At 31.7% G+C, this 13,601-nt stretch carries 22 protein-coding genes; 5 read left to right on the top strand and 17 right to left on the bottom strand.

What is annotated here, in order from left to right:
* Positions 1–3 precede the first annotated feature (3 nt).
* From B5E79_RS00090 to B5E79_RS13400, 12 genes are all read right to left on the bottom strand, one after another.
* Positions 4–636: a hypothetical protein gene (locus B5E79_RS00090; protein ID WP_087296515.1), complete on the bottom strand. Its 633-nt coding sequence runs from the start codon at positions 634–636 to the stop codon at positions 4–6.
* 53 nt (positions 637–689) lie between these two features.
* Positions 690–971 (bottom strand): hypothetical protein, encoded by a 282-nt coding sequence (locus B5E79_RS00085; RefSeq protein WP_087296514.1) that lies wholly within the window; start codon positions 969–971, stop codon positions 690–692.
* 66 nt (positions 972–1,037) lie between these two features.
* Positions 1,038–1,874: a DUF6353 family protein gene (locus B5E79_RS00080; RefSeq protein WP_087296513.1), complete on the bottom strand. Its 837-nt coding sequence runs from the start codon at positions 1,872–1,874 to the stop codon at positions 1,038–1,040.
* 52 nt (positions 1,875–1,926) lie between these two features.
* The gene (locus tag B5E79_RS13410) at positions 1,927–2,082 is read right to left on the bottom strand and encodes a hypothetical protein (RefSeq protein ID WP_158095442.1); all 156 of its coding nucleotides are present in this window, start codon (positions 2,080–2,082) and stop codon (positions 1,927–1,929) included.
* A 77-nt stretch (positions 2,083–2,159) separates the two neighbouring features.
* Positions 2,160–2,327, bottom strand: coding sequence for a hypothetical protein (locus B5E79_RS13405; protein ID WP_158095441.1), 168 nt, complete (start codon positions 2,325–2,327; stop codon positions 2,160–2,162).
* Positions 2,328–2,523: 196 nt separating this feature from the next.
* On the bottom strand, positions 2,524–2,883 hold the full coding sequence (locus B5E79_RS00075) for a hypothetical protein (RefSeq protein WP_087296512.1): 360 nt from the start codon (positions 2,881–2,883) through the stop codon (positions 2,524–2,526).
* Positions 2,883–3,068: a hypothetical protein gene (locus B5E79_RS00070; protein ID WP_087296511.1), complete on the bottom strand. Its 186-nt coding sequence runs from the start codon at positions 3,066–3,068 to the stop codon at positions 2,883–2,885. The genes B5E79_RS00075 and B5E79_RS00070 overlap by 1 nt, the downstream gene beginning before the upstream one ends.
* Positions 3,069–3,127: 59 nt before the next feature.
* The gene (locus tag B5E79_RS00065) at positions 3,128–3,433 is read right to left on the bottom strand and encodes a hypothetical protein (RefSeq protein WP_087296510.1); all 306 of its coding nucleotides are present in this window, start codon (positions 3,431–3,433) and stop codon (positions 3,128–3,130) included.
* Between the two features lie 42 nt (positions 3,434–3,475).
* Positions 3,476–3,703: a hypothetical protein gene (locus tag B5E79_RS00060; RefSeq protein ID WP_087296509.1), complete on the bottom strand. Its 228-nt coding sequence runs from the start codon at positions 3,701–3,703 to the stop codon at positions 3,476–3,478.
* Between the two features lie 85 nt (positions 3,704–3,788).
* The gene (locus tag B5E79_RS00055) at positions 3,789–3,989 is read right to left on the bottom strand and encodes a hypothetical protein (RefSeq protein WP_087296508.1); all 201 of its coding nucleotides are present in this window, start codon (positions 3,987–3,989) and stop codon (positions 3,789–3,791) included.
* A 63-nt stretch (positions 3,990–4,052) separates the two neighbouring features.
* A complete protein-coding gene (locus B5E79_RS00050) occupies positions 4,053–4,316 on the bottom strand; it encodes a hypothetical protein (RefSeq protein ID WP_087296507.1) in 264 nt (87 codons plus the stop codon).
* Positions 4,317–4,385: 69 nt separating this feature from the next.
* On the bottom strand, positions 4,386–4,547 hold the full coding sequence (locus B5E79_RS13400; protein WP_158095440.1) for a hypothetical protein: 162 nt from the start codon (positions 4,545–4,547) through the stop codon (positions 4,386–4,388).
* A gap of 121 nt (positions 4,548–4,668) precedes the next feature.
* Here B5E79_RS13400 and B5E79_RS13395 point away from each other — a divergent pair, with 121 nt between their 5' ends.
* The gene (locus tag B5E79_RS13395; protein ID WP_158095439.1) at positions 4,669–4,845 is read left to right on the top strand and encodes a hypothetical protein; all 177 of its coding nucleotides are present in this window, start codon (positions 4,669–4,671) and stop codon (positions 4,843–4,845) included.
* A 25-nt stretch (positions 4,846–4,870) separates the two neighbouring features.
* On the opposite strand, the gene B5E79_RS00045 is transcribed toward B5E79_RS13395, so the two are convergent.
* Together B5E79_RS00045 and B5E79_RS00040 are read right to left on the bottom strand one after the other, a co-directional pair.
* Entirely contained in the window at positions 4,871–5,098 is a 228-nt protein-coding gene (locus B5E79_RS00045; RefSeq protein ID WP_087296506.1) for a hypothetical protein, read from the bottom strand.
* A gap of 111 nt (positions 5,099–5,209) precedes the next feature.
* Positions 5,210–5,647, bottom strand: coding sequence for a hypothetical protein (locus tag B5E79_RS00040; protein WP_087296505.1), 438 nt, complete (start codon positions 5,645–5,647; stop codon positions 5,210–5,212).
* Between the two features lie 318 nt (positions 5,648–5,965).
* Here B5E79_RS00040 and B5E79_RS00030 point away from each other — a divergent pair, with 318 nt between their 5' ends.
* Together B5E79_RS00030 and B5E79_RS00025 are read left to right on the top strand one after the other, a co-directional pair.
* On the top strand, positions 5,966–6,982 hold the full coding sequence (locus B5E79_RS00030; RefSeq protein WP_087296503.1) for a tyrosine-type recombinase/integrase: 1,017 nt from the start codon (positions 5,966–5,968) through the stop codon (positions 6,980–6,982).
* Between the two features lie 186 nt (positions 6,983–7,168).
* A complete protein-coding gene (locus B5E79_RS00025) occupies positions 7,169–7,708 on the top strand; it encodes a metallophosphoesterase family protein (protein WP_087296502.1) in 540 nt (179 codons plus the stop codon).
* 34 nt (positions 7,709–7,742) lie between these two features.
* Here B5E79_RS00025 and B5E79_RS00020 read toward each other — a convergent pair whose 3' ends face one another.
* From B5E79_RS00020 to B5E79_RS00010, 3 genes are all read right to left on the bottom strand, one after another.
* Positions 7,743–8,084: a helix-turn-helix transcriptional regulator gene (locus tag B5E79_RS00020; protein ID WP_087245222.1), complete on the bottom strand. Its 342-nt coding sequence runs from the start codon at positions 8,082–8,084 to the stop codon at positions 7,743–7,745.
* A gap of 104 nt (positions 8,085–8,188) precedes the next feature.
* Positions 8,189–10,522, bottom strand: a complete 2,334-nt coding sequence (locus B5E79_RS00015; RefSeq protein ID WP_087296501.1) for a peptidase U32 family protein — start codon at positions 10,520–10,522, stop codon at positions 8,189–8,191.
* A 36-nt stretch (positions 10,523–10,558) separates the two neighbouring features.
* Complete coding sequence (locus B5E79_RS00010; protein ID WP_087296500.1) at positions 10,559–11,254, bottom strand: 5'-methylthioadenosine/adenosylhomocysteine nucleosidase; 696 nt, start codon at positions 11,252–11,254, stop codon at positions 10,559–10,561.
* Between the two features lie 527 nt (positions 11,255–11,781).
* Between B5E79_RS00010 and B5E79_RS13610 the strand changes: the two genes are divergently transcribed.
* Both B5E79_RS13610 and B5E79_RS13605 read left to right on the top strand, forming a co-directional pair.
* Positions 11,782–12,867 carry a reverse transcriptase/maturase family protein gene (locus B5E79_RS13610; protein ID WP_206393048.1) on the top strand — a complete coding sequence of 362 codons (1,086 nt, stop codon included), beginning with the start codon at positions 11,782–11,784 and terminating at the stop codon, positions 12,865–12,867.
* The gene (locus B5E79_RS13605; RefSeq protein ID WP_087305043.1) at positions 12,764–13,522 is read left to right on the top strand and encodes a group II intron reverse transcriptase/maturase; all 759 of its coding nucleotides are present in this window, start codon (positions 12,764–12,766) and stop codon (positions 13,520–13,522) included. Before B5E79_RS13610 ends, B5E79_RS13605 begins: the two co-directional genes overlap by 104 nt.
* Positions 13,523–13,601 lie beyond the last annotated feature (79 nt).

Genomic DNA, 13,601 nt, shown 5'->3' with positions numbered 1-13,601 from the left:
TCTTTAATCATCTATTGGGAATGCTTTTGGGAACACCAATAGATATCCTCCTCTCACTCTTTCAATTCTTGCATTATTCAAATCAGTCCAACCATATTTATTAGCTGTATAAGGTGCTGAAATACCTAATAATTCGCATAAATCGGCTACAGTAACGATCTTATAAGCTTTTATTGCATCATACATTTGATCTAAAATATACTCTGCATCGCCACGGTTTTCTAAGATAACATCATCATAATCAAAAGCTTGTTGATATGTTGGTTTTCTATAATCTCTTCTATAAGAGTCTCTTCCATCATAATATTTTTGATATGATACAGTTGAACCAGGTGTTTTTCTTCGACTTCCTTTTTGTGGCTCACCTCTCAATAAAATATGAATACCATTTGTTACAATATCTTCGATAGCATCTCTTATTGCTGGTTTTAATACATCATTGAGAACATAATCCTTAATTGTTCGAGAATCTTCTACAACAAATGTGTCTAAAAGCTTACGTGCTGTACTTTTCTTTTTCGTACGTACTGCTCCTTTCAATGTTGCTTTTTGCATCTTCTTCTCTGGCAATTTTAGTGGTTCGCGATTTAATTCTTTCTCTCTTGTCTTGTGCGAATTTGATGGGTATTGTTCCATAATTTTGTTCCTCCTTTTCTTACTCATCAATGCGAAATAAAAAGAGTCCAAGCTTAGTTAGACTCTTCCATTAAATCATTAATTTCGTCATTAGATTCAACACCTTCAACATAATCAAGTTCAGATTCTTCATCTTCCAACTGATAGTCTTCAGATTTTGATCTTCGACCTAATGCGAATGCTCCAATTCCCATAGCTAAGATTCCAGCTCCAATAGCTATTCTCTTACCATATTTTTTAGCAGCTTCTTTCACTTTGTCTAAACCTCCTTCTTTAGTCATTTCAGTTTCTTCAACTACTACTTCCTCTTGATTTAATTTTTCTGTGTTTTTCATCTTAAATTCCTCCTTTAATTTCTTTCATAATAGTTCATGTATTTTACGCGTACCATCAAAGTAGCTTCAATACCCATATTGATCAAACCCGTAAGTAGGCTCTATATTGTATTGAATATAGAGGCATGGTTGGTTATCTTTAGCCATTTGAGCACTCCAGTCGATTTGAATAAGATTACTTCCGACTTCATTTCTTACTTTATTGATTTCCCAACCAATTGCATTACCTACTGTTGTTGGCTCAATACCTAATTCGACATATAATTCATTCAAAGATACATAATCGTGAGCTAAAAGTTTCTCATTAATTGCATTTTGGGCAGCTTTTAAAATATTTGCATCAGATCTAAAATATTGACCTGATACTGACTCTTGACATAGTGTATTACCTTTATCCGTGATAATCACTTGTGTAGCATTTGGCTGATATTTACTTACATGATCTTCGGCAATACTATCTTTAATTTCTTTCTTTTTCTTTGCTGGAATTAATTCTTCAACTTTATCCTTATATTCTTTATAAGATGTTTCCATAACTTTATAGGCAGTTGTAAAGGCTGCTGTTCGTTTCAAATTAACTGAATTTGACCCAATTAGACAACCTGTAGCACCTAAAAATGTAATAACCGCTGGAATATAAGGTTTCCAACAGATTGCAAACACTTCTCTTTTTGTCAAAGGAGTATTTTTCCATTCCTTATCAATATCTTCTTCATTGAAATATTTAGAAGTTCTTTCTCTCTTTTCTTCTTCCAATAAATCTAATGCTTTAACTGTACCATTAATAGTCAATACGACTGTTGTGGCCATTCCGACAATACCTACACCAGTTAAGATTTCTGGACTATGTTTTTTCATTACTTTAGTTCCTACTTGAATTAATTCTTTAACATCAAATTTCATTTCAACATTCTCCTCTCGTTCGATAAATATAAATTAAAAACAAAAGAGTCCATTATTTAGACTCCTTCATCTGAGCAAGTTGCTCCTTAACTTTTTCATCAATTAATGCTTCCTGTTCTTTTGATTCAATAGCTTTCTGAACTTGTGTGATTGCAAATCCAGCAATAGCTAAACCAACTCCAATAAATTTCATTAATTTCGAATTCATTAATTTCATCTCCTCTCATAATAGACATTGTTTGGCTTGCGTGAAAAGGAAAAAAGAAATAGAATCTTCAAATGATCCTACTTCTTTCTGTTTTTAATCCAACGTACTACTAAGAATATAATACCTGCTGCTACGATTAAGTCAGATGCTAGTATTGTCACTAATCCTCCTCCTACTCCTAGAAGTAAGATTCCTCCAAATATAAGTATTCCGATTACCATAACTAATATAGTTGTTATTATCATAATATACGTCCTCCTTTTCATAGAAGACCATGTATTTTATGCGAAAGAAAAGGTAAGAGTATTAGTTTACTCATCTTTAAAAAATCCATAAACCAATACTGAACCTGTAAATGCAATAAATCCCATTAAAATAAATAAAGTTTCATACATAATAAATTACCTCTCTTTCGTAATATAACTTGTAATTTATGCGTACTTACACTTCTCTTCTATCGAAGCATGTTTCCCATCTTTCACGTTTAAGTGGTTTCATTTTCAAAGCCCACATAATTTGACGTATTGTAACAACTGGATAACAACCGTCCTTACAATCTTTAGAACGTTTATCAAAGAACTCTTTAAACTTGGGATGTAAATATAACTCATCTACCAGCCAAGGATCTATCTCCGTCCACCAAGTTGTTTTATTAATGGGATTATAACGTTGTTGAATAACTCCCAAACCTTTGGAATTAATTAAATATAAAGTACATTGATGAAATACCGGGTTGTTTTGTTTATAAGTCTTACCATAAGCAGCTCTAAAATATTTAGGTTTTTCGTAATGGTATCTCATCAAATATCACCTTGAAAAAAATCTTTATATTTAAAACGCAATTCATCTATTTGAATCTTAAAGTATTTTTCAGCTTCATAGTCCCCAATATATAATGCCATTCCTCGCTTATGAAGAAGCTTTTTGTATTTATACTCAATACGTTTAGCTTTTAATTTCTTAGACCAGTACCTCAATCTCAACATATATCTCACCTCTTTCTATATAAAAAAAAAATAAAAGAGCCTTTGATAGGCTCCCTTACTTAAAATTTGATTACTTTACCTAGAATCGTTCTGTTTAATGCCGAAGCAAGCGAATCATTTTCTTCAAATTTTAAACCAATTAAGAACAATCCTGCACTAACAGTTAACGGTAAAATGATCTGTCCGGCTTTCAAACTCCAGTCAACAACTTTATCAACTGTTTTATCGCTGTCAACAATCGTTTGAATGTCTTTAATTCTTGATACCGTTACCTGATAATCTTCAGATTGTGGATCTAATTGATCTAAACTTTCTAATAATTTTTGATTCTCCTGAATTAGCAATTTCTTTTGACTTTTCTTCATAAATATAATTCTCCTTTCATAATATGGTGTGTAAATATAGCGTTAAGCCTTTCTGTTTCGTACTTGCAATATAACATATTCTTTATTGACGAACTCTTTAACCTCACTATCAAGTGCTAAAGCCATCTGAATGCCTTCACTTGTATCAATAACATTAAGTACACCGATTGAGCGCATTTTCCTGTTATTCTCATACAATATAGCACCAATTAAAATACCTACTGCTAGTGACATAAGACTAATAAGAACCCAAATAATTGTTAATGACATAAATATAAACCTCCTTTGATTTTTTCAAATTTTCACCACGGGATTTTTTTGGATTACTAATATGGCAAAAGAAAAAAGAAGAGCCTTATTTAGACTCAACCTTGCTAATTTGTTCTGCCATTTGTATTAAATACCTATTTCCAATTCTAATACCTTCTGCTCGTCCTCTCCATATACCAGTCTTATAGCTCACTAAAGCTATTGCTGCTATTGATGTGACTCCTAGTATTTTTTGTTTGTTTTCATAATACAAATTCTTTAAATTAGCTTTCAATTCTTCATTCATAAATAATCTCTCCTTTCATAATAGTGTTTGTAAAATATACGAAAAGAAAAAGAGTCAAAGCTCTTATAATTTTGCTTTTAACTCTCTTACCTCTGATAATAATTTATCTTGGCTTCGATCAATAGATCTTACGGTCTCAATCACAAATATAGTTGATTGCATAGCAACGTCCATGAATTTAATCAAATCATGCAAGAGTTTAACATCTTGACTATCCATATCTTTCAAGTCATTTAATGTTATAACTTCACTCATGTCGTTCATTAATTCCTTATACGCTTCTAATAAATCAGCTCCATGTCTTGATTCTAGTAAAATTTCATTCATCTTAATTTCCTCCTTATAAATTATTCTTTCATAATATAGTATGTTTTTTATGCGAAAAGAAAAAAAGACCTAGTTAGATTTAGGTTTAATCTCAAACCATTCTCTAATAAGTCTTCTTCCTGAATTCGTTTTGAATATTAAATCTCCTAACAATATTACTCCAATTCCACATAGTAATATGAATGCTCCAAATCCCATTACTAATATAATTCCAAACATTGTTTCTAACATAATTATTCTCCTCTCTTTCATAAAGGAATATGTTTTCTACGCGCAAATTTTATTTTGATATATAATTTACTTGAATTTTAAAATAACTTTTATATAATGAAAGAGTAAGGAGGAGTTATATATGAACAAAAAAGAAGCGAATTTATTCATTGAAGAAATGAAAGACATTGGTGATGATTGGACTATCGATCAAGTCATGGAAGTCTATGGTGACGAAAGTCTTGATGATGCTTTATCTGATAGAAAAAGTTCTATAAATATCTTTACAGATATCATTGATAAAGTTGTCAATCGTTAAGTCCAAAAAAAAAAGAAGAGTCTAATTATTCTGACTCTTCTTCAAACAAATTGTTGATTTCTTTTTGTTTACATTTAATTGAGTAAATCAAATCATCAACAGTTCTTTCTTTGATAGCGTATACTTTTCTTCGCTCTTCGTATTGCAAAGACTTATCCATAGCTTCAGTTTTTTTCTGATTATAGACTTTCTTTACATCTTCAAGCATAAGAAGTATATTATCTAAAAAGATTTTTGATTCTTCTTTTGTCATATGTAAACAACCTCCTTTCATAATATAACTTGTAAAGCGTGCGTACTCTAAAGAACTCATTTATTTTGGGTTTTTTTATTTCCACATTACCATAATAACACTCAAATATGATTAAAATTTATCAATATCCAAATAACGCAATTCATCATTAATAGCTTGATAGGGATTTGAAACAAAATATTTATCCTTCACTTTCTCTGATGTATATTTCTCAATAAATAAATCAATAACCATATCTCTTGTTATTGGTGCTAAAGAATCCAATATATTATTAATATATCTTATCTCTTTATTGAAAAATTCCAACTTTCGCAATAGTTGATCTTTTTTATCTATAAGTTTATTCCACTTTTCATTTTGACTATTAATATTTGTTTGATCATTCGAAATATAAATTATAGATGTATTAGATTTATTAATTGAGTATGTTATTTCATCTATTTCTTCTTGAATAATTCTAACTTCATATTTTAAATAATTGAGCTCTTTAATTCTACATTTAAAATATTCAATTTTTAGCCTCTCTCCATATGAATATCTTTTACCCATACGATTATGACCTAATTTCTTTTAACCATTCCAAAAACGGTCTTCTAAATATAACAAATACTCTTCTATATTTATGATTAATAGAATAACATTTTGGAATTACGCCATTTTCTACTTGTTTTCTTATAAAAGACTTTGGTAATCCAGAAATCCTCGATGCTTCTTTAACACTTAATGTCAATTTATTATTTATCATTAAAATATTCCAACCTCCTATATACTTTAACACCGGTGCATAAATCATTATAAGAAAAAATAATGATAAAAATTTAACAATGAGCTGATGTTATAGTATATAATGAGATTGGAGGTGAAAGTGTGAAAAATCCCAACGGATTTGGTACAGTAACAAAACTAAAAGGTAAAAGACGAAAACCGTGGGTGGTTAAAGTAACAATAGGATTTGATGATGAAGGTAGACAAAAACAAAAATGCATAGGAACTTTTTCCAATCGTTTAGATGCATTGAAACATCTAGCTAAATATAACAGTTCCAAGGAAATGCAAGAATCGTATGAAACAGTTAATGAAGTACATACTCTAGGCGAATGTATTAACTGTATTATTGAAAGAGATAAAAACAGAAAATCAAAATCATGGTATGACGCTAAAAAATGGTGTTATAGTTTATTGTCTGAAATTGTTGATGTAGATATCAAAGAATTGAATTTAACACGATTGCAAAAAGCATTTGATAATTTAAAGAAACAAGGAAAAACTCAAGTGACTTTAGGCAAATGTAAAATTGCAGTTGGAACCGCATTTAAATATGCTATTATACACCAATGGATTCCAAAAGATGATGATTTTTCAATGTATATTGATATAACTACAGATAACAATGAACGTAAAACTATACATTATCCTTTTTCTAGAGAAGAAATAAGATACTTAATAGATCAAAAAGACTTCTTTTCTAAAGTCGTACTTGCGTATATTCTAACAGGTTGTCGAGCCAGTGAGTTATTAAAAATAGATAAATTAACTGACGATTATTTAGTATGCGGATTAAAGACTAAAAGTGGTAAAAATAGAATAATACCTATACACCCTTATATTAAACCCTTTATTAAAGAAGTTATAAAATATCTTGATAGTACGAAATATAATAGTATTCAACCGAAATTTCAAAAATACATGAATTCTTTAAATATGAACCATACAATGCATGATACGAGAAATACGTTTGCTACATTAGCAAAAGAATCAGGAATTGATCATAGAACTATTAAAAAAATCCTCGGGCATTCTACAAATGACATAACTGAAGATTTATATATAAAGGAATCTACCGATTTTCTAATCCAACAAATAAAGAAAATTAAAATTGATTAATATCTTTGTTACTTATTTGTTACTTACCAAATGAAAATAAGTGATTATTACTTATTTAAAACGTTGTAAATACGCACTAAAGGCCTCAGATGTATTCTATTTGAGAAAATCGGTTGATTCTATCAATATAATTATGAATTTATAATTGAAATATGATAGAATAATATAAGAAAAGAGTTGATTGAAATGAAATTATTAGTTGTCAGCGATAGTCATCTTTACGAAAATTATTTACAGCGTGTGGTAACTCACTATCGTTTTCATGTTGATTATATGATTCATTGTGGTGATTCATCTTTACCTGTTGATGATCCATATATACAATTATTTGATATTGTTGTTAAGGGAAACCATGATGATGCACCCTTCCCTATCTATAAAACATTTCAACATATCTGTGTTACACATGGACAATATTATGGAGTTTATTATGGATATGATCAATTAATACAGCTTTGTCAAAAAGAAAATTGTTATCTTTGTTTACATGGTCATACACATGTTCCAACGATCCAAAAACATCAAAACATTCTTTTTGTTAATCCAGGAAGTTTGATGATGAATCGAGGAAGTTATGGATATGGAACATATGCTCTTATTGATATTCGTGATAACAATGATATCCAAGTTGAATTTCATCATTGTCAAACAGATGAGATTTGTAATCAGGATATATTAGATGAAGGACTTGAATTATTAGAAGAATTTAAAACACTGTTAAAATAAAAAAAGAAATTAGCTTCTGTAACTAATTTCTTTTTTATTGGTTGTTTTTATTTTTTTCTTCAACTCTTTTACGTTTATATTCAATAATAAACATAACTTCTTTTAAATCATCATCTGGCAATTCTGTTAATAGACGTGCAATATTTGCAATATTATAATAATCGTATTTTTTACCACTCATAATTTCTTCAACACTACGTCCATAAAGATGTGAAAGAATTTTTAATTCACTAACTGTCACATCTCTTTTACCATTTTCAATATCTGAAATAGCAGAATGGGGAACATTAAGATGAGAAGCAACTTCTTTTTGAGTAAGGTGTTTAAAATTACGATAAACCTTCAGTCTTTTAGCTAAATCCATATCTATTGCCATAAGGTCACCTCCATAATAATATTATATCATGAATGAAAAACAATCGCAATTTAGAATATGAAAAAACTTTTTTTGTGAAAGACATAAATATTGATGATTCAACATTATTCTTTGAAATATCCTGAAGTTACTTTTATTTTCTGTCGAATATGGCTCTTTTGTTGGTTATAGATCATCTGCATAAAATCATCCATCACCATTTGAACTTGTTGTTGATCTTCGTTAGTGAACGCAATAAGGAATCCACCAACTGGTAATTGTTTAAATTGATCATAAAAAAGTGTATGTGCATTTAATAAGTGCATACGACATTTATTATCAACCATTATATCAAATTTCTCATTTTTTCGATCTCTCAAGGCAAAATGACCTTGTTTACACATTTGACAATGCTTATTTTGATATCCAAAATAATATTGAGTAATTGGACAATATTCGCTAATCATATTTGTTGTTTTACCAAAGATTTGAACAAGACAATGTGTTAAATCAACCTGCAAATGTTTAATTTCAGTTGCTGACATTTCTAGAGAAACCAAATATGGTTGATGATAATGATGTGCAGCATACGAATTATAAATATTTAAGCCCTGACCCACAACCAGTTTTTTATCTTGGAAAGCCATATATGCACCATAATCATTTACCAATATTGTATCTATTTGCGAATAAATCTGTGATGATAATACATCTTCAATATCATCATCTTTCATAACAGGAGATGTCATCATAATCATTTTCTTTTGATGTTTTTGACAAATTTCATAAGCTTTTTCTATCCTTTCCTGATAAGGATAAATAATTGTATCAAAAGGATATTGAATGACTGTTTTTAATTGTTCTATGGAATGAACAAGAATATAAAATTGAGGTGCTTGAGAAGTGCTTTTTTGGCTATATGTAGACATTTTTTGCCGACTATGATGATGTATTTTTTGATGAGATAATTTTTCAATCAACATATCTGTTGCATGTCTACGCATCTCATTAATATCTCTAATAGGCATTGAAATACCTTCATCTATGTTTATCTGTATATGCTCTGCTATAAATGGTGTAGATCCCAGTTTTGATAACTGCTGGTTGATTCTCTGTTTTTCAAGAGGCGTATTATGAGCTAATTGAACTTCCTGTTGTGATTCAACTGTTACTTTTAAATTTTCTTTCTTAAGAATAAGTCTTGCTCTTTGATATATATGGGCTTCAAACTCCATAGATATTGAGACTTTTCGTGGTGATTTTTGATATGTCTGTTGCATTTTTTCAACAACATTTGTATCAAGTGTTTTTCTAACCAATCCTCGATCAACATAATAATCAAATTCTATTTCAATCACATCATTTGAATAAGCTTTATTCACTAATTTTTTTTGATGATAGATTTTATTGACTGGTCTTCCTTTATCAATATTTTCAAAAACAATGCTATCACCTTGCATGAGTGTATCTTTTAAACGAATCCCCACTCTTTTTTGCTTTTTATGATAATACAAAACTTCACCAATAATACTACCCCTATGTCCAGAATAGTCACCATCTACAAGATGAGTATCATGTTTTAAATAACCTAAAGTATAATTGCGATTAAACATCGCCTTCATATCATGAATAAGGGGCTGTAAATCAATTTTTTTATGTTCATAAAAGGCATCAATTGCTTGGCGATATGCACGTGTAACGCTGGCAACATATTCTGGCCTTTTCATACGTCCTTCTATTTTCAATGAAGAAACACCTGCTTCAATAAGATCACCAACATGTTCTATTGTCATCATATCCTTTGGTGATAGAATAAAAGGATATTTTTCAGGTAAAACTTGATCATCCTTTAATAATTGATATGGCAAACGACATGGTTGGGCGCACTGTCCCCTATTTCCACTTCTTTTTCCAATCATACTGCTCATTAAACATTGTCCAGAATAGCACACGCACATAGCTCCATGAACAAAAACTTCAATCTCTATAGATGTATTTTGGCAAATAGATTGAATATCTTCTAATGTATTTTCACGTGCTAATACAACACGTGATGCACCACATTTTTCAAAGTAATTGACACCATAGTGATTCATAATAGAAGATTGTGTACTCATATGAATTTCAAAATCAGGATATAAAGTTCTGACAATATCAAATAATCCAACGTCTTGGATAATCAGGGCATCTACTTGAAATTCATATAATTTATCCAAATATGAAATCAAAGCATCTATCTCTGCATCTTTAAATAACGTATTTACAGTAACATAGATTTTGACATCATATAAATGAGCGTATTGTATTGCCCATTGTAGTTGTTCATCATCAAAATTTTTTGCAAAAGCACGTGCACTAAATAAAGTTCCACCTAAATATATAGCATCCGCACCATTTTGTACTGCAGCAATTAAAGATTCTTTGTCGCCAGCAGGAGCCAATAATTCAATTTTTTTCATAGAGATCCTCCTTATATAAAAAAGCAATAACAAGTGTTATTGCGATAATATAGAAATAAGATGATAACACATTTTTGCAGAAGCTTGGCTAGCTTGTTTTAAATATTCATCAAATTGCACATGATTTTCACCTTTTTGATAGATATCACTTAGAGATCTTGTGATAATAAATGGAACTTGAAAAACATGACAAACCTGTGCAATAGATGCAGCTTCCATTTCAGCACATATTGCATCAGGAAAATTCTTTTTAATCTGACTAACCTGATCATCACGACAAATAAATTGATCTCCTGAAACAATAAGCCCCATATGATACGACAGATGAAGATCTTTTAAAATATTTTCAACCAGTTTTAAAGCTTTTTTGTCTGGTTCAAAGATACGTGGCATACCAGGCACTTCACCAAGTTCACGTTGAAAAGCAGTTACATCAACATCATGATGGAGAACCCCTGTTGAAATAACAACATCACCAACATTTTGTGATAAAGAAAGTCCACCAGCAGAACCTACATTAATAAGAAAATCAATATCATAATTTGTTAATAACAAAGTGGTTGAAATAGCTGCATTCACTTTTCCAATACCACCTTGTGCAACAACAACTTTTGTATTCGCTATTGTACCTTCATAAAAAGTATATCCATGAATTGCCTGCATAGAAGTTATATCCATATACTTTTTTATTTCAGCAACTTCTTCTTCCATAGCTCCAACAACTGCTATCATATGGTTTCCTCCTTTTGGTGCGCACGTTCTTGCGCTTAATATATATTTCTTTTGAAATCATCGCTCCTGCATTGCGATGTAAAGCAACCGACTTACCTTTAGGGGATAACCCGACGGGGACCAAAGCATGTCGGTAAAGCCAGGATTAGTTCTCTATGAACGAGTGGCCTGGCTAGCTAGGCCATATATGGTAAAGCTTCCAGAGCTGAATCCAAGTCTTGTGGTTTTAGGAAGACATTCAGGTAACCACTCCTGTCTCTAAACAGTATATTCAATATTCAAGGGATTGAATATAAGCAGGCCGTTTAGCACAGTTGACATCATCAACCTAAAAGACCAATTGGATACCTAAGTATGGAGTGACTATATTAAGCGTTACCGTGATATACCCTAGTGCTCTGGTTTTTCTTTATTCTAACCATCACGGGTAGAGAGTCTCTACAGTAGCCCAACGATTATCTGTAATGGATAATACATGGTGAAAGGAGACAGTTTCTAATTTCTATTTTTGAAAGGAGTTGACCCGAATGAGTCATCAAAAACTTTTAACGAAACTAGAAGGTTTTCGTTCCCGTAACAGCCAGAATCACTGTTACATCAACAAGGATGTCTATCGCCTTTTATACGATAGAGATTTCTACTACATTGCCTACAACAGTATCAAATCCAATGATGGTGCTGAAACTGCTGGCAGTGATGGAACATCTCTTCATGGTTTCTGTGAGGAGTGGATTGATGAATTGATTTCATCCTTTAGAGATGAAAGCTATCAGCCCCAGCCCAACAGAATTACTTACATCCCCAAGAAGAATGGGAAAATGCGTAAGCTTAGCTTTCCCAATGGAAAGGACAAGCTGGTACAGGAATGCGTTCACATCATACTCGAATGTATCTATGAACCTACATTCTCAAACCTTTCCCATGGCTTCCGTCCCAATCGCAGTGTACATAGTGCGTTGGCTCAAGTTGAAACCTGGCGCTCTACGGTCTGGTTCATTGAGGGTGACATCTCTGCATGTTTTGACGAAATCGACCATCGTATTCTAGAATCCATCCTTCGTGAGAGAATTCATGATGAACGCTTTATTCGCCTCATCAATAAACTGCTTAAGGCTGGATATTTTGACATGGAACACAAATTCCATTCAACGAAACAAGGCAATGCACAGGGTTCCTGTGCCAGTCCGATTCTTGCAAATATCTATCTGGATAAGCTGGACAGATTCATGGAAGAAGTTATCGAACGCGATACGATGGGAAAACATCGCAGACAGAATCCTGAATATGCCAGGCTAAAATATCAGCTTAACAAAGCGATATCAGTGCACGATGTCAAGGAAATCAAAAGACTAAGAAAAGAACTGAAGTCAACATCATCTGTTGATAACTTTGATTCTTCATTTCGTAGGGTACATTACGTACGCTATGCCGATGATTTCTTGATAGGAACCATTTCTTCAAGAGCGTATGCTCAACAGCTCAAACAGGAAATTAAACAATTCCTTGAAGATGAACTTCATCTCAGGCTCAGCGAAGAAAAGACCCTTATCACACATGCAAAAAATGAAAAGGCACACTTTCTTGGATATCTCATCAGCAGGAGATTTCCCTAACATTGACATCTTCATTGACAAACAAAAACTCATACGCAAACTGCATGACAACGGAATGTGTGATGCATCTGGAAATCCTGCTTCCATAAAACGATTATTATGCAAACCCATAGAAGACATCATTACCTATGGTAATCAGGTTCTCAGGGGTCTGGTCAACAATAATCAGGGCTGCAGGAACTACTATGACATGCATAGAATCCAGTACATCATTCAATATTCCATTGCCTATACGATTGCACGTAAATGTGATATTTCAATAAAGAAAGTCTTTAAGAAACATCATACACAACTGATTTATTCGTATATGAATGACAAGGGAGAAGCTAAAACAATCAGATTAGCTTTATATCCTTCATTCAAACGTGATAAAACATTCTTCCCACAGTGGCTTCGTAGAATCAAGCAGGACGTGGAATACAGATATAGAGATACGAATCCTCTCAAAAGAAACTGTTACATATGTGGCAATCCACAACATCATGTCATGTTTCATAGAAAAAGGATAAGTTCACTGCATATGCCTTATTCTCATATCATCAAAGAAATGATAAGAATAAACCGTAGGCAGATATGCTTATGCAGAGAATGTTTTATAAAGGTTAGTCAAAACCTTTTAGAATACAATCAAATGACAAAACGAAAACTCATTTAGAAATGGAGAGCCGTATGCATTGAAAGGTGCCCGTACGGTTCGGGAAGGGGCGAGGTCTTCTAGACTTCGCCTATTTCAT

This window comes from Massilimicrobiota sp. An134 (genome assembly GCF_002160815.1).
GTDB lineage: Bacteria > Bacillota_I > Bacilli_A > Erysipelotrichales > Coprobacillaceae > Allocoprobacillus > Allocoprobacillus merdigallinarum.
Note: the sequence above shows the minus strand (reverse complement) of the source record. Positions and strands in the feature narration are given on the sequence as shown.